The organism is Spiroplasma endosymbiont of Lariophagus distinguendus, from assembly GCF_023846195.1.
Lineage (GTDB): Bacteria > Bacillota_I > Bacilli_A > Mycoplasmatales > VBWQ01 > Spiroplasma_E.
In genome coordinates, this window is sequence record NZ_JALMUW010000012.1 from 1 (window position 1) to 19,752 (window position 19,752).

Annotated in this window: 21 protein-coding genes and 1 pseudogene; 16 read left to right on the forward strand and 6 right to left on the reverse strand. The window is 22.4% G+C overall.

Going from position 1 to position 19,752, the window contains the following annotated elements; all coding sequences use genetic code 4:
• The 14 genes and pseudogenes from M0D11_RS01895 to M0D11_RS01970 all read left to right on the forward strand — a co-directional run.
• Positions 1–201 (forward strand): hypothetical protein (locus tag M0D11_RS01895; RefSeq protein ID WP_252319513.1); only part of this gene is annotated, 201 nt, incomplete at its 5' end.
• Positions 202–340: 139 nt separating this feature from the next.
• Entirely contained in the window at positions 341–1,543 is a 1,203-nt protein-coding gene (locus M0D11_RS01900) for a hypothetical protein (protein WP_252319515.1), read from the forward strand.
• A 147-nt stretch (positions 1,544–1,690) separates the two neighbouring features.
• On the forward strand, positions 1,691–1,906 hold the full coding sequence (locus tag M0D11_RS01905) for a hypothetical protein (RefSeq protein WP_252319517.1): 216 nt from the start codon (positions 1,691–1,693) through the stop codon (positions 1,904–1,906).
• A 271-nt stretch (positions 1,907–2,177) separates the two neighbouring features.
• Positions 2,178–2,759: a putative phosphothreonine lyase domain-containing protein gene (locus tag M0D11_RS01910; protein ID WP_252319519.1), complete on the forward strand. Its 582-nt coding sequence runs from the start codon at positions 2,178–2,180 to the stop codon at positions 2,757–2,759.
• Positions 2,760–2,867: 108 nt separating this feature from the next.
• A complete protein-coding gene (locus M0D11_RS01915) occupies positions 2,868–4,112 on the forward strand; it encodes an ISNCY family transposase (protein ID WP_252319521.1) in 1,245 nt (414 codons plus the stop codon).
• A 205-nt stretch (positions 4,113–4,317) separates the two neighbouring features.
• Positions 4,318–5,550 (forward strand): annotated as a pseudogene (locus tag M0D11_RS07535) (IS256 family transposase).
• A gap of 828 nt (positions 5,551–6,378) precedes the next feature.
• Entirely contained in the window at positions 6,379–6,969 is a 591-nt protein-coding gene (locus M0D11_RS01935) for a replication initiation protein (RefSeq protein WP_252319533.1), read from the forward strand.
• Entirely contained in the window at positions 6,954–7,214 is a 261-nt protein-coding gene (locus M0D11_RS01940; RefSeq protein WP_252319535.1) for a replication initiation protein, read from the forward strand. The genes M0D11_RS01935 and M0D11_RS01940 overlap by 16 nt, the downstream gene beginning before the upstream one ends.
• A gap of 301 nt (positions 7,215–7,515) precedes the next feature.
• Positions 7,516–7,776 carry a hypothetical protein gene (locus tag M0D11_RS01945; protein WP_252319538.1) on the forward strand — a complete coding sequence of 87 codons (261 nt, stop codon included), beginning with the start codon at positions 7,516–7,518 and terminating at the stop codon, positions 7,774–7,776.
• Positions 7,763–8,536, forward strand: coding sequence for a ParA family protein (locus M0D11_RS01950; RefSeq protein WP_252319540.1), 774 nt, complete (start codon positions 7,763–7,765; stop codon positions 8,534–8,536). Before M0D11_RS01945 ends, M0D11_RS01950 begins: the two co-directional genes overlap by 14 nt.
• 163 nt (positions 8,537–8,699) lie before the next feature.
• Positions 8,700–11,978 carry a DEAD/DEAH box helicase gene (locus M0D11_RS07160; protein WP_252319542.1) on the forward strand — a complete coding sequence of 1,093 codons (3,279 nt, stop codon included), beginning with the start codon at positions 8,700–8,702 and terminating at the stop codon, positions 11,976–11,978.
• Between the two features lie 166 nt (positions 11,979–12,144).
• On the forward strand, positions 12,145–12,627 hold the full coding sequence (locus tag M0D11_RS01960) for a hypothetical protein (RefSeq protein ID WP_252319544.1): 483 nt from the start codon (positions 12,145–12,147) through the stop codon (positions 12,625–12,627).
• A 134-nt stretch (positions 12,628–12,761) separates the two neighbouring features.
• The gene (locus M0D11_RS01965) at positions 12,762–14,027 is read left to right on the forward strand and encodes a rod shape-determining protein (RefSeq protein ID WP_252319546.1); all 1,266 of its coding nucleotides are present in this window, start codon (positions 12,762–12,764) and stop codon (positions 14,025–14,027) included.
• Between the two features lie 39 nt (positions 14,028–14,066).
• Positions 14,067–14,381 carry an HU family DNA-binding protein gene (locus M0D11_RS01970; protein WP_252319548.1) on the forward strand — a complete coding sequence of 105 codons (315 nt, stop codon included), beginning with the start codon at positions 14,067–14,069 and terminating at the stop codon, positions 14,379–14,381.
• A gap of 64 nt (positions 14,382–14,445) precedes the next feature.
• Here the strand turns inward: M0D11_RS01970 and M0D11_RS01975 are convergent, their stop codons facing one another.
• On the reverse strand, positions 14,446–14,916 hold the full coding sequence (locus tag M0D11_RS01975) for an IS3 family transposase (protein ID WP_308699599.1): 471 nt from the start codon (positions 14,914–14,916) through the stop codon (positions 14,446–14,448).
• Between the two features lie 735 nt (positions 14,917–15,651).
• On the opposite strand from M0D11_RS01975, the gene M0D11_RS01980 reads away from it, so the two are divergent.
• Positions 15,652–15,834, forward strand: a complete 183-nt coding sequence (locus tag M0D11_RS01980; protein WP_252319552.1) for a hypothetical protein — start codon at positions 15,652–15,654, stop codon at positions 15,832–15,834.
• An 88-nt stretch (positions 15,835–15,922) separates the two neighbouring features.
• On the forward strand, positions 15,923–16,363 hold the full coding sequence (locus tag M0D11_RS01985) for a transposase (protein ID WP_252319568.1): 441 nt from the start codon (positions 15,923–15,925) through the stop codon (positions 16,361–16,363).
• 342 nt (positions 16,364–16,705) lie between these two features.
• Here the strand turns inward: M0D11_RS01985 and M0D11_RS06735 are convergent, their stop codons facing one another.
• The 5 genes from M0D11_RS06735 to M0D11_RS02005 all read right to left on the reverse strand — a co-directional run.
• On the reverse strand, positions 16,706–16,840 hold the full coding sequence (locus tag M0D11_RS06735; RefSeq protein ID WP_256468357.1) for a hypothetical protein: 135 nt from the start codon (positions 16,838–16,840) through the stop codon (positions 16,706–16,708).
• Positions 16,841–16,850: 10 nt separating this feature from the next.
• The gene (locus M0D11_RS01990; protein WP_252319554.1) at positions 16,851–17,015 is read right to left on the reverse strand and encodes a hypothetical protein; all 165 of its coding nucleotides are present in this window, start codon (positions 17,013–17,015) and stop codon (positions 16,851–16,853) included.
• A 111-nt stretch (positions 17,016–17,126) separates the two neighbouring features.
• Complete coding sequence (locus tag M0D11_RS01995; RefSeq protein WP_252319556.1) at positions 17,127–18,590, reverse strand: NHL repeat-containing protein; 1,464 nt, start codon at positions 18,588–18,590, stop codon at positions 17,127–17,129.
• Positions 18,591–18,605: 15 nt separating this feature from the next.
• The gene (locus tag M0D11_RS02000) at positions 18,606–19,328 is read right to left on the reverse strand and encodes a replication initiation protein (protein WP_252319558.1); all 723 of its coding nucleotides are present in this window, start codon (positions 19,326–19,328) and stop codon (positions 18,606–18,608) included.
• 157 nt (positions 19,329–19,485) lie between these two features.
• Positions 19,486–19,752, reverse strand: a 267-nt coding sequence (locus M0D11_RS02005) for a hypothetical protein (protein WP_252319566.1), incomplete at its 5' end; no start/stop codon positions are given.

Consider the following 19,752-nt stretch of genomic DNA (forward strand, 5'->3'; position numbering starts at 1 on the left):
TTTGAAAGAACACGAAAATCAAAAGATAAATTCAAACTGAAATTAAATAACTTACGCAGTTATTTACTACAAAACATTCATATACTTTGATTAGTGCCAAACGAAAGTATGAAAAAATTTGTTGATGAACAAATCAAAGCATACAATTGAAAAATAGAACAACACCATATAGAAATATTCAAAAATATTGATATTTCATAACTAAATTTTGGTTAAAACTTAACTAATTGTAAAATATACAAAATTTGATAACATATAGTTGTTATCCAACATATAAGTTTTAACCCATTACTTTATTTTAAAAGTAAATGGGTTTTAGTGTTTAAAAGGAGACATTAAAATGACAGATAAAACAAAATCTAAAACATATAATTTTCTATCAGAAAATAAATCGATAGAAGATATCAAAAATCAATCAAACACTATTTTAAAAGAAAAAAGAAGACATGGTGGTTCAACATTTAAATTGATCGAAAAAAATTATGCTAATCATCAACCAGTTAATGATGATTTATCAGAAAACGAAATATTTTATGATGCTCTAGACAATATTGATACAAAAAAAATATCACCGTATCAAATATTAACTAAGGAAATATGAACACAAACCGAAACTACTGAAGAAAAAAGTAATATCAATTTAAAAAAATATTCATATAATGCCATAACAACTTATGATGAAAAACAAAGAAAAAATACAGGAATTGAAAAAATTCACGAAGAAATTTTACCAATAGAAGATAAAGTATTTTTCATAACAACTCTTGTACATATTAACCAATCTATAACTGAAAACATAATTTTTTTTCAAGAAGATTCTAATGGTGATATACAAGTTATTAATCAAATCAAAAACTACAAAAACATTAATGAATATAATAAAGATATTTCTTTAATTAATCAACAAAATCATAATACTAATAATTTTCAATTTGTGCCAATTAAAGATTTTCTAAAACAGCAAAAAAATAAAAAAATAAAACCTTCAAATAAGCAATGAATAATATGAACTGTTTTTACAACATTGGCTATTATTCCAATAATATGTGCTTTTTTACCTTTTGTTTGACCAGCTGTAACATTAGTATTAATTGATAAAATTGCAATTAGTGCATTTTTAGCCACAACCGGTATTGGAGGGAAAATATTTTCATCATTATTTTCACCTATAACTAAAAAAGTTGAATCATGAATTTCTAACAAAATATGTAAAAATGAAGAAGCAAAAGAAAAAAACAAAAAAGAGCGTGAAGCAATAATCAAAAATTTAGAAAATGAAAAGTCAGAAACAAAATTACAAACACAATATGATATCCTAAAACAAGAATTAGATATTGTAAAAGATAAAAATCCAAAAAAACTAATAAATGATGAAACAATAAATCATAATTCAAATAGTATTATAGAAAATTCAAGTATTGAATCAGAAAATAATCAAAATTTTGATTCATCTATAAAAAATACAGTAAATCATCAAGACTCACAACCTTCAACAAGTTCAATTAAAAATTGAAATAAAGTGAAATGTTTATTAACAACATAATTAAGCAATAGATTTTTAATCACTATTTTTAAAAAATAGTGATTTTTTATTATTTATTAAACATTTTTCGTTTTAAAAATATATACTTTTATTGAATATTTTAAGGGTAGAAAAAAATATTCAAAAATAATAAAGGAGAATATAAATATGTGAAGATCATGTAATGAATGAAGTCAAGCAGACAAAGATAAATTTAACAAAGATGCTGAACGAATAAATAAAGCTTGAGGAGAAAAAAACGAACGCGAAAGACGAGAAAGAGTTGCTAATGCTCTTGGATTTGAAAAAGACAAATCAAAAGTAAACAGTGAAGCTTCAACAAGTAAAAGTCAAAATTCTAGTAGTAAATCACAAAAAATGTAAATATAATAAATACTTCAAAACTGCACAATTGTGCAGTTTACTTAACAATTTTATGTTTTCTTTTGTAATTTAAATAAAAATAAATGCAAAAATTCCAAATAACCTTTAAAACTTTAGTTCCAAATTTTTATTTGCGAACTTTTTTTATTTTTTAAAAAAGATTGTTTAATTTATAAAATTTGTTAAAAAATAAGCATAAACTAAATATAGTTTTTATATATTACTTATTTGATTTAATTTTAATGTAAATAAGTTTAAAAGAGGTGTTAATATGAAAAACATTTATGAATATGATATTCATAAAAATGAAATAACAAATGATAGTAAATTATTACCAACTGACAAAGAAAGTCAAAATTATGATTGATTATGAGCAAATAATAATAAATATGAAAATATAGAAATAAATCCAAAAAAAGTTGGAAAATGAATGTTGTTTCCTAATGACAAAGAAGTAAATAATATTTGAAATAAAATTAAAAAAAATATTCAAAATGGTAAACTTTGACATTCAAAAGTTTCTACAAATAATAAAAATAAATCAAATAGTTATGCCATTATGATTTATACAAAAGATTATACAGATATTAACGATGTAGTTAATGTATTAAAAATTTTAAAAGATGAAACTATTATAAAACAAAATCAAATTATTCGTTATAAAACAGATGAACAAACAAGAATGGGCATTTATTCTGGTGGAAAACAAAAACCTTGAATTTATTCTTCTGATACAATCAAAAACATGCTTTTAGAAAAAAATTGAAGAGTTGATAAACAAAAAATAAATTCAACAGATTTACAAAATCAACCTTCAACAAGTGGATATAAACCAAACTCACCAAAAATGTAAAAATGAGTTAAAAATGGATGACAAAATGTCATTATTTAGTGATAATTTCCTATTAGTTATCGAGTAAAAATTTCCCAAAAGTGAAGTTAAATATACTTGGTGATAAATATGGAAAGAAGCATGACTATGAAAGAAAAATATAAATATAAGATTATAAACGACATTACTATTAAAAAATTATCTAAGCATCAAGCTAAAAGTAAACTTAACTTAACTATTAGAAGAATTAATCAATTAATTCAAATTTTTAATAGAGAAGGTAAAATTGGTTTTATTCATAAATCACGTAATAAAATTTCTAATAAAGCAACAAATATTAAAATTAAAAATGAAATTATAAACTTGTATAAAACCAAATATTATAATTTTAATTTTCAACATTTCCATGAGAAATTAATTAATGAAGAAAAAATTAAAATTTCATATAGCACACTTTATACTATATTAATTAAAGAAAAACTCACTTCACCAAAAAAACATAAAAATAAGAAAAATAACTTACATCCAACAAGAAATCGTAGAACAAATTTTGGTGAATTAATTCAAATGGATGCAAGTAATCATCATTGATTTGGTAATGATAAACCAAAAGCATTTTTACATGCTGCAATTGATGATGCTACAAGCAATATTGTCGGGCTATGATTTGATCATCAAGAAACATTAGATGGTTATTATAATGTCTTTTATCAAATTTTAACTAAATATGGCATACCAAAAGCATTTTATACTGATAACAGAACAGTTTTTGGATATAAGAAAAAAATCGATGCGGGTAAAATAAACACAGAAAATGACACTTATACTCAATTTCAAAAATGCTGTAATGATTTGGGTGTTGAAATAATTAGAACTTCAATTCCACAAGCTAAAGGTCGAATTGAACGCTTATTTGGAACACTTCAAAGTCGATTAATTAGCGAACTAAGACTTAATAAAATTAAAACTTTAGAAGAAGCTAATCAATTTCTTAAAACGTACATAAACTTTTTTAATAAACAGTTTGCTTTTCCTATTGATGATAATAAATCTGCTATGATTAAAGCTCCTACACAAGAAGAAATAAATATTTATCTTTCAAGATTTTCTAAAAGAAAAACAGATAGTGGTTCAACTATAACATATTATAGTAAAAAATATTTTCCTTATAAAAATAACAAAGTTCAATATATACAACCTAGAACTGATGTAATTGTACTTAAATCATTTATTAATGACTTATATCTTAGTTACAATAATCAAATGTATGAACTAAAAGAAATAGCTTTAAAACCAATTATCAAAGAAAATTTAATAAAAACTAAAAAAGTTTATATACCCAATAAAAATCATCCTTGAAGATATGGATATTAATAATTCCTAATTAAAGTTATATAAGATTTACATTTTGTGAATACTAAACCATATAAATTTTTAAATCATTTGTATATGAGCAAATTTGGTGACCTAAAATTGATTTTAAATATAAAAGAAAGGTAATGTTTAGTAATCTGTGTAACTTACAAAAATAACTATGTTTAATTAGTTCTATAATAAACCTAGAAAGAGTGAGTTATAGATGGCTAAAAAGCAAAATATTAATAATAATGATCCAATATCAAAGCAGTAGATTTATTATTAGAAAATACTGAAGATTTAACAACAGTTTTTAAAGAGGGAGGATTATATAAAGAATTAACAAAAAGATTAGTAGAAAAAATGTTGAATTCTGAGATGCAAAATTATTTAGGATATGATAAGAATCAACATAGTAATAGTGACAATGCTCGTAATGGTATAAGTTCAAAAAAATTAATAACCCAACAAGGTAAAATTGAGATTGATGTACCACGAGATCGCAATAGTAATTTTAATCCTGTAATAGTTGCAAAAAGACAAAGAAGATTTGATGGTTTTGATCAACAAGTTCTTCATTATATGCAAAAGGAATGACTTTATCAGATATTAGAATGCAATTACAAGAGTTATATCATGGTGCAGATATTAGTGAAAGTGTTATTAGTCAAATTACTGATGATGTTATTGATGATGTAAAAGCATGGCAAAATCGACCATTAGAAAGTGTCTATCCGATTGTTTATTTTGATTGCATAGTAGTGAAAGTACGACAAGATAAAAGGATTTTAATAAATCAGTTTATATAGCTTTTAGGAGTTGATTTAGAAGGTAAAAAGATGTTTTAGGTTTATGAATTAGTAGAAAATGAAGGTGCTAAATTTTGATTAGCAATTTAACAGAAATGAAAATCGTGGCTTAAATGATATTCTTATTGCCGCAGTGATAATTTAACAGGCATGTCAGAAGCAATACAATCAGTTTATCTTAAAACAGAACATCAATTATGCATAGTTCATCAAATTAGAAATAGTTTGAAATATGTCTCATATAAGCATAGAAAATCTCTAGTTGCAGATTTAAAACCAATTTATACTGCATGTAGTGAAGAACAAGCAATGCAGGCTTTAGAATCCTTTGAAAATAAGTGAAATAAACAATATCCTCAAATTGCTAAATCTTGATATAAAATTGAGATAATTTAATGGTTTTTATTAGTTATCCTGCAGAAATTAAAAGAGTGATTTATACAACAAATGCTATTGAATCTGTAAATAGTCAATTACGAAAAGTTATCAGAAATAAAAAAGTTTTTCCTAATGATATGGCAGTTTTTAAAATATTTTATTTAGCAATTGAAAATATAACAAAAAAATGAACAATGCCCATTCAAAATTGAAATACAGCAATTGCTCATTTTATGATAAAATTTGAAGAAAGAATTAATCTAAACTAGTACTTTGCAAAACAAAGATACACAGATTACATAAAAGCCTCAAAAGAAATTGTAATTGCAATCTATCGTTTTTACATTTGTGGTAAGTTTGATTTATTCGGATTTATTAATAAATTATTTAAAGTTGCATTATTAATTTTATTAACATCTATATTTATTTCACTATTTGATTTTCTTATATATAATTCTTTTACTTTTTTAATATTTCCAAAAAGTTCTTTTGATATTTTTATAAAAAAATCATTTTTTCTTTAATTATTTTATTTTTATCAATTTTTCCAAAAGTAAATATTTTTAATATTAAATAACTAATTTTTAAATTTGCTAATCTTTTGTTTTTTTAAATTTTCATTAATATCAACAATAGTAGTTTGGCTAAATTAACTCTATTACTAATAATTTCTGAGTAAATTGATTTTTATCAATGATTATTTTTATCAATTCTTTATTAATTCATTCATATTCTTCTTGTAAATTTTATTCATTTTTCATCCTTTCAAAATAAAAACTCATTTACTTTGAAATTAAAGCAATGAGTTAAAAACTTATATTAAGTTTAATTAAATTATACAAAAAAAATTCCTATATTAAAAACAGGAATTAAAATTTTAAAGGTTATTTGGAATTTGTGTTTATTTAACAGTGTAACTTTCCAAAATAATTTAATTTTTTGATAAATATTTTTGGGAAATTTTCACTCGATATTGACATCTTTTTTTAAAAAAAATAGAAAAAGTCCTCAAATAAAAATTTGGAACTAAATTTTTTAGAAGTTATTTGAAATTTGTTTTTATTTGACAGTTTAACTTTCCAAAATAATTTACTTTTTTGATAAATATTTTTGGGAAATTTTCACTCGATATTGACAATGTTATTGTTCGTGCAGTTACTAATCAAAGTGCTGGAATTATGACTCAAAGATTATTTAACTTTTTAATAAAAACTGTACAAGAACAAAATTTAAATGATATAAAAGGTAATAAAAATAAAATACATTTTTTTGCTTCTGATTTTTGTAAATATTTTTCTATAAATCAAAATGCTTTATATAATTCTATAATTTATAAAGAAAAAGAAACTACTGTTTTAAAAAAAGAAATAGATGAATTAACAAGTTTAAAATTTGAGTTTTTAGATGAAGCAAATAATAAATATGATTTAATTAATTTGTTTAATTCTGGTGGCTATCATAATGGCATAATATATGTAGAACCTAATACAAATATTTTTAAAAAACATTGTATTGATTTAAAAAGAGATTATATAAATATTTTTTTGCCTTATACAAAAGAAGTTACTACTAAATATTCAATGCGTTTATATGAATATTTACGTAGTTATTTATATATGAATGCTAAAACAAAAAAACACCAATTTATGTTCATGAATGAGATTTTGAAAAATTGTCAAAAATTTTAAATTTAAGTTTAAAAAGTAGTTATTTTAAACAGATAAATATGTTAAAAACAAGAATTTTAGAACCAGTGAAAAAAGACTTAGAAAATACTGATATTATTTTTACTTATGAATTGATAAAAGTTGGACGAAAATATAGCAAAATTATTTTAAATACGAATTTGGATTTAGAAAAATTTAATGCTCAAAATCCTGAACTTGAAAAAGTACCAACTAAAAAAGAATATAAAGTATATGTAGATAAATAAAAATTAACAGCAAATGATTTTACTGAAAGTGGTTCAAAACCAAAAAGTAAAATAATTGAAAAAACAATTTTAACTGATAAACAACTACAAAATATTTTGAAAAATATTGATAATGATTAAAATATGATATTTTAATCACAGAATAATTTTTAATATATTAAAAATTTAATTATAAAATATATTTTATTAATTTTACATATTTTACAAATATAAAATAAAGTTATATTTATTATTGTAAAATATATTTTACAAATAAAATATATAAAATAATATATAATCAGTATATAAAGGAGTGAAAAGAATGCCAATTGAAACCAAAAATGGTATAAAAAATAAAATATTGGAACGTGTAGAAAATACTGCAGCTTTTTCAAAAGAAAATTCAAAAGTAAAAGATAAAAGATTTACAACAGATATGATACCTAATATGTATTGTGAAAAAAAACTTGTTGAAGCTTTTAGAAAAGAAGCTAAAGAAAAAAAGTGACTATGTACCACTCTAATGAATGAAATTCTTAGAGAACGTTATGGGAAAGGAAACAAAAAAAATGAAAATGATTAGTTTTTGTAACAAAAAAGGTGGAGTTGGAAAAACTACCCTTTGCAAAAACATTGCATATAAACTTGCCTTAGAAAATAAAAAAGTTTTGGTTATTGATTTAGATAGTCAAGGTACTATAACATTAGAATTACAACAAGATAATACAGACATTAAAAAGACAATGGCAAAAATCATTGCTTCTGTTGAAGATATAAGTATTGATAAAATTATTCAAAAATCTAAGTATAAAAATATAGATATTATTGCTTCTAGTGAAAATGTTAGAAAATCAATTTTTTTAATAAAAGATTTATATGAAGAAAAAGAAAAATATTTAATTGGGGACTTAATATATAAAATTAATAAAAATATTTTTGATAATTATGATTATGTGTTAATTGATTATCCGCCAACAGTAGATGAATTAAGTTTAAATTATTTATTAATTAGTGATTTAATATTAATTCCAATAAATAGTGGTATAGGTAGTTATAAAGGTATAGTTGATTTACAAAATACTTTGAATTATATTACTAATATTGATAAAAGAGATATGCCTGTAATTAAATTAGTTTTTAATAATATAAAGGATAATGAAAATACATCTAATATATTAGATTGACTAAAAGAAAAAAAATATAGCAATTATTTAGTAAATACCAATATTAAGCATTCTGATACATTTATTAAAACCGAAAATGATTTAAGTAGTATTTGAGATAGTCAATACTATTGACGTCAAAAACAAGCTTATGAAGAACTTATTAAAGAAATTATATAAAATAATAATGTATCTTCATTTCAATAAGATAGTTAAGTAGCAATTAAAACTACAATATATAAATTTATATATTGTAGTGGAAAGTGTTCTCAAAAATTATTTGATAATGTAGTAACAAAATTTTAAAAAATAATTGAAAAAATATTAATTTAAGGAAAACATAATGTCAAAATTTAATCTTGAATTTATTAAAGAACAAGTTTCAAACTCTATTTTTAATCGTGGTTTAATTATGTATAAAAATAACAGTATTAAACTAATAAACAAAAAGATAAATAATAATGCTAAAAATCAATCATTAATAATTGAATGTGAAGTATTATCTTCACAAAGTGAGGAAGAATATGAAGTAAATTTATATTTTGACTTTTATAATGGTGATATTAATTTTACTAACAAATATTGTGACTGCATGTATTTTCAAATTAATAATGCAACTTGTAAACACATCATTGCTTCGTTAATTTATTGTTATCATAAATCATCAAATCAATTTTTAATTTGATCAGGTTTAGAAAATAAACACAAAAATTTAATTTCTTTTTTTAAAAACCAAGAAAAACAAAACGAAAATTCAATGATTCCTATAGTAAAATGTAATATTAGAATTATTATTGAAAATATGTCATTAGCAAAATTACAACTTAAAGTTGGTATTAATCAATTATTTGAAGTTAAAAATATTTTTGAATTTATTAAATTGATTACTGATATTAGCCCTACTATTTTTGAACAAAAAACATTTTTTAAAAAATATGGCTTTTCATTGAATAAACAAGAACAAAAATTATCTATTAATTTACAAAAAATTGTTAATTTTTTATATGATGAATTTGAAATATTTAATATGAAATTACCTAATGGGAACATTATTAATTTTTATAATTTTGAGGATAATAATAGTAAATTTAGGTTATTACCAGTTCAATTAGAACGCCTTTTAAAAAAAATAAAAGGCGAAACAATAGACTTAATATATTTAGGAACAATATATAATGACATTTTAATTACTGAAGAAAACTATGAATCAAAATTAAATATTAGTTTAGTTAATAACCAGATAATTATTAGTAATCAAAAAGAAAAACCTTTATTTTTAACCTCAAAATTACAAAGTATTTTAGAAAATAAAAAAGTTTTATTTTTAACAAATAATCAAAAAAATAATTGTAAAATTTTACAAACTATGAATTCTCAAAATCAAATAATATTTGATGAAAATGATAAACAAGACGTTATACAATATATAATTTCACCGTTATTAAAACATAATAATATTGTTATTGATCCAATAATCACTAATAATATTATTAATACTAAACTAATTATTGAAAGTTATTTTGATTTTGATGGAGAATATGTTATTTTAAAATCTGTTTTCAAATATGATGATATTATTTTTGATATTAATGATAGTAGTAGTAATCCAAATAAAATTGTTCTTCGCGATTACATAAAAGAGAAAAATTATTTATATCTTTTTTCTACACTACCTTTTGAAAAAATTGGTGATAAATTGGTATTAAATGATTTAGAATCAATTATTAAATTGGTATCTAACCTTTTATCTGTAATAGAACAGCAATCAATTATTTATTATACTGAAAATTTTCAAAATGTGCGATTAATAAAAACAAAAATTAATAGTTCAAATATTAGTATTAATGAAAATCAACAACTTTTAGAATTTAATTTTAGTTTAGAAAATATTACACAAGATGAACTTAAATCATTTTTTATTTCAATAAAAAATGAAAAAAAATATCACCGTTTAGAAAATGGTAATATTGTTGATTTACAAAATAAAACATTAATAAACTTCGTTAAATTATCAGATAAATTTGACATACCATTAGAAAATTTTGCAACTGGTAAATTTTTAATTCCGAAATATCATGCTCCTTTTTTGAATGAAGAACTTTCTAATTTTAAAGATGTATCTATTAATAAGAGTTTATACTTTACTGAGTTAATTACAAAAATTACAAATTTTAATGATAATAATATTACTGTTTCATCTTCATTAAATACTGTTCTTCGTGATTATCAAATTAAAGGACATAAATGATTAAAAACATTAGCATTATTTGGTTTTGGTGGTATTTTAGCTGATGAAATGGGTCTTGGGAAAACTTTACAAACCATTAGTTATATTGTTAAAGAATATGAGTTAAATTCACATATGGAGCCAATCCTCATTATCGCTCCTGCTTCGATTATTTATAATTGAAAAAATGAATTTAAAAAGTTTGCCCCACAATTAAAAAAAATTATTGTTGATGGAACTAAACAAATACGTAAAGAAATTTTAAAAAATTATAAAAATTACCAAATATTAATTACATCATATCCGTTATTACGTCGTGATTTTATTGAATATGAGAGTTTATCATTTTCACATTGTTTTATTGATGAAGCGCAACATATTAAAAACCCCACTTCATTAAATGCTAAAGTAACAAAAGGTATTAATTCTACAATTAAATTTGCTTTAACTGGAACACCCATTGAAAATAACTTAACCGAATTATGATCAATTTTTGATTTTGTACTACCAGGGTTATTGCTTTCACACCATAAATTTCAAAAACAATATGAAATACCTATCACTCGTAAACAAGATAAAGTATTATTAACACAATTAATTAAAAAAACAAAACCATTTATTTTACGTCGTTTAAAAAATGAAGTTATTACTGAATTACCTAACAAAATAGAAAATAAAGTTATTGTTGAAATGACTTCTCGTCAAAAAAAAATCTATGCGGCTTATGCTATGGCAGCACGCAAGGAATTAGAAGATTCTATTAATAATAAAAATTTTAATAAAAACAAAATTCAGTTTTTGACTGCATTAATGCGCTTGCGACAAATTTGCTGTGATCCTAGCATTGTTGATAACAATTATGAACAAGAAAGCGCTAAACTTAATATCTTACATGATATTTTAGAAGAACTTATTTCTTTTAAACATAAAATTTTAATTTTTTCTCAATTTACTAAAATATTAAAACAAATAATACCAATTTTAAAAAAATTAAAAATTAATTATTTATATTTAGACGGTAAAACGGATTCTAAATCACGAGTATTATTGGTGGAAGAATTTAATAACAATACTAATATTAGTGTTTTTTTAATTTCTTTAAAAGCTGGTGGAGTTGGTTTAAATTTAACATCAGCAGATGTTGTTATTCATTTTGATCCTTGATGAAATCCTTCTATTGAAAATCAAGCAACAGACCGTGCTCATCGTATTGGACAGAAAAAGGTTGTTCAAGTAATAAAATTAATTACTAAAGGAACAATTGAAGAAAAAATCATTAATATTCAAAATCAAAAATTAGACATTATTAATTCAGTATTTGATGGTAATAATGATACACAATTGATTACTAATTTAACAGAAACTGAATTAATGAATTTATTAACACCTATTTAAATTTAAGAAATATGAAACATTTAAAGTTATTAAAATTATATAAAAAAACCCAACAGCTAGGGTTGGGAACTCGAGGGCTTACTCCCCCTTGCACAGCATTATCTGTACTAAACAAATTAATTATATAATCATTTTATAAAAATGTCAAATTTGAAAGTGGAATAATATGCAATTTAAATGATGAAAATTACAAAAAGGAATGGGAATTCGTGTGAAAATTTCTAATGATATTGATAACCAAACTGGTAAGCAAAAGTATCGTCCAGCAATTGTTATTAAGTCTTATCCTAGTCATGTAAAAGTTCAGTTAATGACTACTGAACCTAGTAGTCATGATTATTTTAAAATAAAAATTAATAATCAAATTCAATATATAAGACCAATTTATTACAAAACAATTAAATTTAATGAAATTGGTAATATTTGAAAAGATAAATTTAATAATCCCATACAATTAGATAAAAGTAGTACTTTATTTACTAAAATTCAAGAAATGGAAATTAAAGAAAATCTTGGATATGAAATTAATTTAAACCAAAAAATAAAATTAGAAACAAAAATTCAAAAACTAGAGAAAGAAATTGAACAACTTAAAAATAAGATTGAGTTATTCAAAAATTCTAAATTAAAAACTCGTAATCATGGATAGATTTATTTGTTAAATATTTTTATATAATAAAATTCATTATTAAAAAAGTATACAAAGAACTTATTTCGTAAATATTGTAAAATTATAATAAGAAAAAACTAGTATTTAAAATTTTTTTAAGAAAGGAGAAAAAAATGTTTAAAAAAATAAAAGAAATTAAGAAAAGTAATAAGCTTAAATCTATAAATGATTATCAGTGATTAGCTTTAGATATTGGAACTGAAAATTTTAAAGCTAGATATATTAATACTGGTCTTAGATATGATGCACCAACATATTTAGCCGAAGATTATGAAAAAAATATAATTATTTATGGTGAAGAAGCAAAAGCATTGATGGATAAAAGCAATGAAAACGTTATTATTAAACGTCCAGTCCGTGATGGTAATATTGCTGATCCAGATGCTTTACAACGTATCCTTGCTAAAATTTTTCAAGATTTTAGACTTGAAATTAAAAATTCAAAACAAATTGATAATAATATTATAAAAAATTCTAAAGAACTTGAAAAAATAGATAAAAATCGTGATTTAATTGTGTTAATGGCTACACCAAGTGAAATCAATACCATACAAAGAGAAGCTCTAGAAAATATTGTTCATCAATTAGGAGCACTTCGTGGTTTTGTACAAGAAGAAGTTAAAATGGCAGCTTTAGGTTCAGGACAAGATATTTTTGGAACAGCAATTATGTGTATTGATATTGGAGGAGGAAGTACTGATATTGCTGTCATTAATAATGATTCAATTTTATATTCATATACAACACATTGTGCTGGAGATTTTTTAACACAAAAAATTAAAGACTATATTGCTAAAAAACATGCTATAAGAATCGGAACAAAAGAAGCTGAAGATGTTCTTAAAAATATTGGCTCACTTATGAAATATCAAAATGAAAAACCGTATACTATTTCGGGAATTTCATTACCTAGATTGGACTCTCAACCGGGAGAAACAATGTCAATTTCTAAAACTATTGAAATTACACCCGAAGAAATTCGCGAAAATGTTATGAAAGTTGAATTTAGAGAACATGTTATTCCGTCCATTCGCACAGTCTTAAGAACTGTTGGAGAAAAAGCTGCTGGTAGTGTTAGTGATTTAAAGAAGACAGGTAAAGGTATTACAATTTGCGGGGGTGGAGCTTACATTAAAAAAATAGATGAATTCATTAAAGAAGAATTATCTAAAGAATATTTCATTGAAGTTAAATCTAATAAATCAAATACAAAACTAATTCGTCAAAAATATGAAGGAGATATCTTTGAAGTACGTATTGCTCAAAACCCTTTAGATAATGTTATTGATGGTTGTGTAAAATATCGTGATACAATTTATAAACAAATAATAGCCGAACAAAATCCTAACCGCGAAATTCTTAAAAAAGAAGAAGAATAAGATAAAAATATTAAAAATTAAAATTTTTGGAGGGATAGTATGAATAAAAAAGAATTAGTAAAAGCAATAAGTAATGAAATTAATTTGAATCAAAAAGATGTTGAAAACTGCATTGATAAACTTTCAGAAATAATTATTGCTAAAAATTCAATTGGTGAATTTGTTGATATTTCAAATCTTGGAAAATTCATGATTGTTAAAAAGAATGCAAGAACTGTTAGAAATCCTAAAACTGGTCAGACTTTACAAATGAATGAACATTACTCACCAAAATTTCAACCAAAATCTATCTATAAACAAACTATTAAATCAGCAATAATTGAAAAAGAAAATGAGATAAAGTCAAATGTTTAAAAAACTTAAATCAATTTTCAAAAAGAAAAAATGACATTGTGTGGAATGGCAACACTTTTTAGGACTATTTTTTGGTAGACATTTGTTGTTGATATTTAACTGGAGTTAAGTAGTTTAAAGTGCTGTGAATTCTTATATTGTTATATCAATTGATGTAATCAAATAATTCTAATTTTAATTGGATTAATGATGTAAAATTTTTATCATTAATAAATTCGGTTTTAAAAGTTTTAAAAGTTGCTTCAGCAACAGCATTATCATAAGGACAACCTTTTTTACTTAAAGAACGGTTAATGTTGAATGCTAGTAAAAGTTTATCAATAATTTTATTGTTAAATTCATTACCGCGATCACTATGAAATATTTGAATATCTTTTAAACAGCGATTTGATTGCATAAATGCTTGATGTACTAATGATGCATCTTTTTTAACTCCAACACTATGTCCGATAATTTCGCGGTTAAATAGGTCTATTAATAGGCAAATATAGTTTCACCTACCATTAACTTGTACATAAGTTAAATCACTAACAATAACTTCATTTTAATCCTATTCTTAAATTTTCTATTAACAAGATTAGTTATTTGACTATCGTTAACTTTGTTATTATGATTTTTGAATGATAATTTAGTATATTTTGATATTAAATTATGTTCATTCATAATTTTTTAATTTTTCTGCGCGATAAATAAATTTCTTGGTTTTCTAGAATTTTTTAATCTTCTAGTACCATAAACTTCTTTATTTTCTTTAAAAGCACTAATAACAGCTTCATCATAAATATTATTTTTGATTTTATTTTCTTTTTCTTTAAATTAAAATAATATGTTGATTTAGATATTTTAAAAAACGACACATTGTGCGAATTTTATATTTAGCTTTATTTTTGACAATAATTTCTATTTTCTGCGGTGGTTGGCCCTAATTACTGGACCACTTTCATACTTTTTTTCTAAATTTTAATTTGTAAAATTGGTGGTTTTAGAAATTTAGAATGTATTCTTTCATAATTATAAAACATAACATATTGATTTACATCATTTATAGCTTCATTGATTGTTAAAGGCTTTTCTCCCTTTATGTACTATTTTTAAATTTTATCACATAAATGCTGAGAAAAGCCTATCTACGGACTTCTCCCCACATGTACTTGTGGAGGAAACAATGAAATTGAATGAGTTCAACAATACTTTTCAAACAGAACAAGATTGTTTGAAATATATAGTAAGTTTGAAGGAAAATAAATGTATCAGGTGTTATTGAACAAATTTGAATACTTCTGATTTAAGAAGAATAAGATGTTTGAAATGTCATCAAACATTTAGTATTCTTCATGGCACCATTTTTTACAAGTCACAAATACCTTTGAAATCTTGGTTTTATCTCATCTTTAGATGAATAAACACCAAACATGGAATTCCATCAACTGATGTTGCAAAAGAATTGGGGTAACTTTGAAAACTGCTTGAAGAATGGGTCATAAAATCAGAACTTGTATTGCCAAACAAGAATCACAATTTATTGTTGAGGCATAGTGCAAATGGATGAAATGTATCTTTCACATATGGGTTTTAAAAAACAAGGAAGATCCTTGGTGAATAAAACCTTGATTGTTGGTATTTATGAAAAAACAACCAATAAATTAATTGTGAAAGTATTGAAAAATGCAAAAAGTAAAATCTTTGCAGTTTGCAGAAACCACATTTCTTCAAAGTGTCATGTACATACTGATTTTTGAAAAGGATATTGCGATTTTAAATCGGTTTTCACTAAGCATGAAACAGTCAATCATCAAGATAGCTATGTTTCAAAAACTGGTGTAAATACCAACCAAATTGAATCAGTTTGAAAACATATAAGAAGAACATTTAAAACACATATCAAAGTTGCAAAACATCATGTTCATTTATATGCAAAAGAAGCTGCATATAAATTCAATAAGATACCTAGTTTTGAAATTGTAATGCTATGTTTGATTTAAAAATGTGGGGAGAAGTCCGTAGATAGGCTTTTCTCAGCATTTATGTGATAAAATTTAAAAATAGTACATAAAGGGAGAAAAGCCTTTATTTTTTCTTTATTTAATTGATAATATGCACGTCTTTTTTCATTAATTCTTTTAGAATTTAGTTTTCTATAATTCTGCATATATTCTTTTTTATAGATATTATTTCTTTTTCTAATTTCTGGATTTTTTCTTTGTTCTTTTTGATATTTTAATATTTTTTCTTTATTTGCTTCATAATATTTTTTTGTCTTTCTGCTATTTTTTCTTTATGAGATTCTATATATTTTCTTTTTTGTTCTTCAATTTTTTGTTTATTTAGTTGATAATTTTTTTTTGTCTTTCTGCTAATTTTTCTTTATTTGCTTCTTTATATTTTTTGTTTATTGCACGAATTTTTTCTTTATTTGCTTCATAATATGATGCATAGTATGCTTTTTGTTTTTCAGTCATTAAAAACTCCTTAATGTATATTCATTTTTTTAAAATAATTTAGATTAGCAATATCTTTATGTTTGTCACATGGTTGGAAAATCATTTTTTCTAAATCATCAGAAATTCTAAAAGTTGGTGTACATTCATCACATTTAAATAATTCTGCTATTTGGTCTGCTTCTTCTTTTGTCATGAACAATTACTCCTTTTTAGGTATATGCCTTTAAATCGCTCATATTTAGTGTTTTTAGCGATGTTTTGAATTTAAGTACCATCAATATTGTCTAGAAGCATTTGTGTTTGTTTATCTAATTTTAAATCATATTTTGATTACATTATATTTTTTATAAGAACCAAAACCAACCCCGCCTATACCTAATAAAATTGTAACTATTATTATAATTTTTAAAATTGAACTTTTTTCAACTTGAACTGTATTAAAACTAAAATTCATTTTAATTGCTTGTATTTTCCCAACAACAATCGCATAAAATTCATCATCTTGATTTAAAAAAATATTACCTTTATTATCTATGCAAACATTATTAATTGGTTTTTTTGGCATTAATCCAGTTATTTCAATTGCATTATTTGTATCATGATTAATTTTAAAAAAACCATTTACACTAAAAATAAAAATATTATTTTCTTTATCTACTAACAAGTCATATATACCACTAGATAAATTTGTAATATTGTTTTTTTTTGCAACATTTGTTCCAATAGTAACTTTATAAAGCTTATCTGTAATAAAATATAAATTATCATTTGTATCTAAACTAATATTTTCTATTAAACCATTATATCCTGTTATTTCAATAGCATTTGTAGTGCCCGCATTTACCTTAAATAACTTATTTGAAATAATGTATAAATTATTTTTATTATCAAAATTAATCTTGAATATATCACTTGTACTAAGTCCAATAATATTTATTTTAATTGCTTGTGTGGTTCCATGATTCACTTTGTATATATTTTTTCAATATCCATAATTATTATTAATAATTAAATATATATTATTTTCACTATCAATAAATAAATCTTTTGTCTCCTTTGAATATCCATTTATAGTAATTTCAACAGCATTTATGCTATTATTATTAATTTTGTAAATTTTATTATTAGCAACAAAATAAGTATTATTTTCACTATCAAATTTTAAATTATTAGATAAAATTCCACTATATCCAATAATATCTAAAGCAATTTTGCTACCAACAAAAACTTTAAATAATTTATCATTTGAATAAATAAAAATATTATTTTCTTTATCTATTCAAAAATTTTTAATATTATTTATTGATTGATTTAATTTATATGAATTTACATTATTATCCATATTTTTTTTAATTGAAAATTTATAATAAACAAATCCATTTTTATCAGCATTAAATAAATCATAAAAATTATTTAATTCTGGTTTTAAAAGTAGTGCAATTTCATGTTCTCCTTCATTTAATTGGAATTTAAAATTAGGTATACTAATTTCTTTATTATCAATTTTTGCTAAACTAATAAAATTATCATTTATGTCTATTTTTTGTTCTTGTTTATAAACAAATCCATTATATTTATTTCCAAAATAATCAGGTTGATTAAAGTTAATTAATAAATTAATTAATTTACATTTATTAGTAATATTTTGTTCTTCTTTTTTTAAGACAATATTTTGATTTAAATTGTTGTTTATACTTGTATTGACGTTTGGTATGCTTGTTGTTCCTAATAAAGTTATTGCTCCTATCATACTTAATATTTTTTTCATTTTTATTGGTTCTCCTTATTTTTCTTTTTGATTTCAAATAAATTCATAATTTTCAACTTTTGCACCATTCTTTTTCTTTTTGACATTTAAATTAAAATTAGTTTTTTTATTTATTTCTAAAATAACAGGATTAATTATTCTTCTTTCAAAATGAGAACGATTAAATTTAATTCCTTGCATATATGCTTCTTTTGACAATCCTAGTAATTCTTTTAAATCTTTGGTTGTTATATATCTTTGATTGATTTTTTTATTTTCATCATTTCAAGAACAAAGTCATTTATATAATGTTAAGGCATACTTTGATTTAAACAAAACAATACTATCTAAATTTAATTTTGTATAGTGATTTACGAGTTGTTCTATATAGGGCATGAATTTATTTGAAATACTTATTTCAAAATAATTTTCTTTATAAAATCATTCAGCATCAGAAATAACACGACCTATTAGTTTGGAATTTGTTTCTTTTTTAAAAATTTCTGTAAAGGTTTTATCAATTAGATTTACGATAATTTTTTCATATCTTTTATATTTATCAATACCAACAATATTTAATTTTTCAAAAAAAGATTTTTTTTCAATTTTAAAGGTCGTTGGATTTTTTTCGAATGGTTTAATATGAGAAAAGATTAAATGCAAAGCTTTTTGTTCTTCTAATGAAAACTTGCTATAATTTCTAGCTAACTCATTTGCATAATAAATTATTACTCCATTATATTTATTTTCTTTATTCATAATTTCCCCCTAAATTTTATTTAAAAATAATTAAGTTTATTATAACATTAATAAAATAACAAATAAATAATTATGGCATACTTTGACTGTGGTCTATGGCATACCATAAATGAATATAAATGAATTAATTAATGAAGTAAAAATATTTTTTTGACAATTAACTGCCATTAAATATTTCAATGTGATGTTGTTCTGTTTTTCAGTTATATGCTTTGATTTGTTCATTAATAAATTTTTTCATGATTTCATTTGGAACTAATCAAAGTATGTGAATGTTTTGTAGTAAATAACTGCGTAAGTTATTTAATTTCAATTTAAATTTTTCTTTTGATTTGCGTGTTCGTTCTAGTTCAATAAGCATATCTTTATCTTCATAATGAACTACTAAGTCAGGATATCCTTGTTTACTTTTAGTATTTCCTCA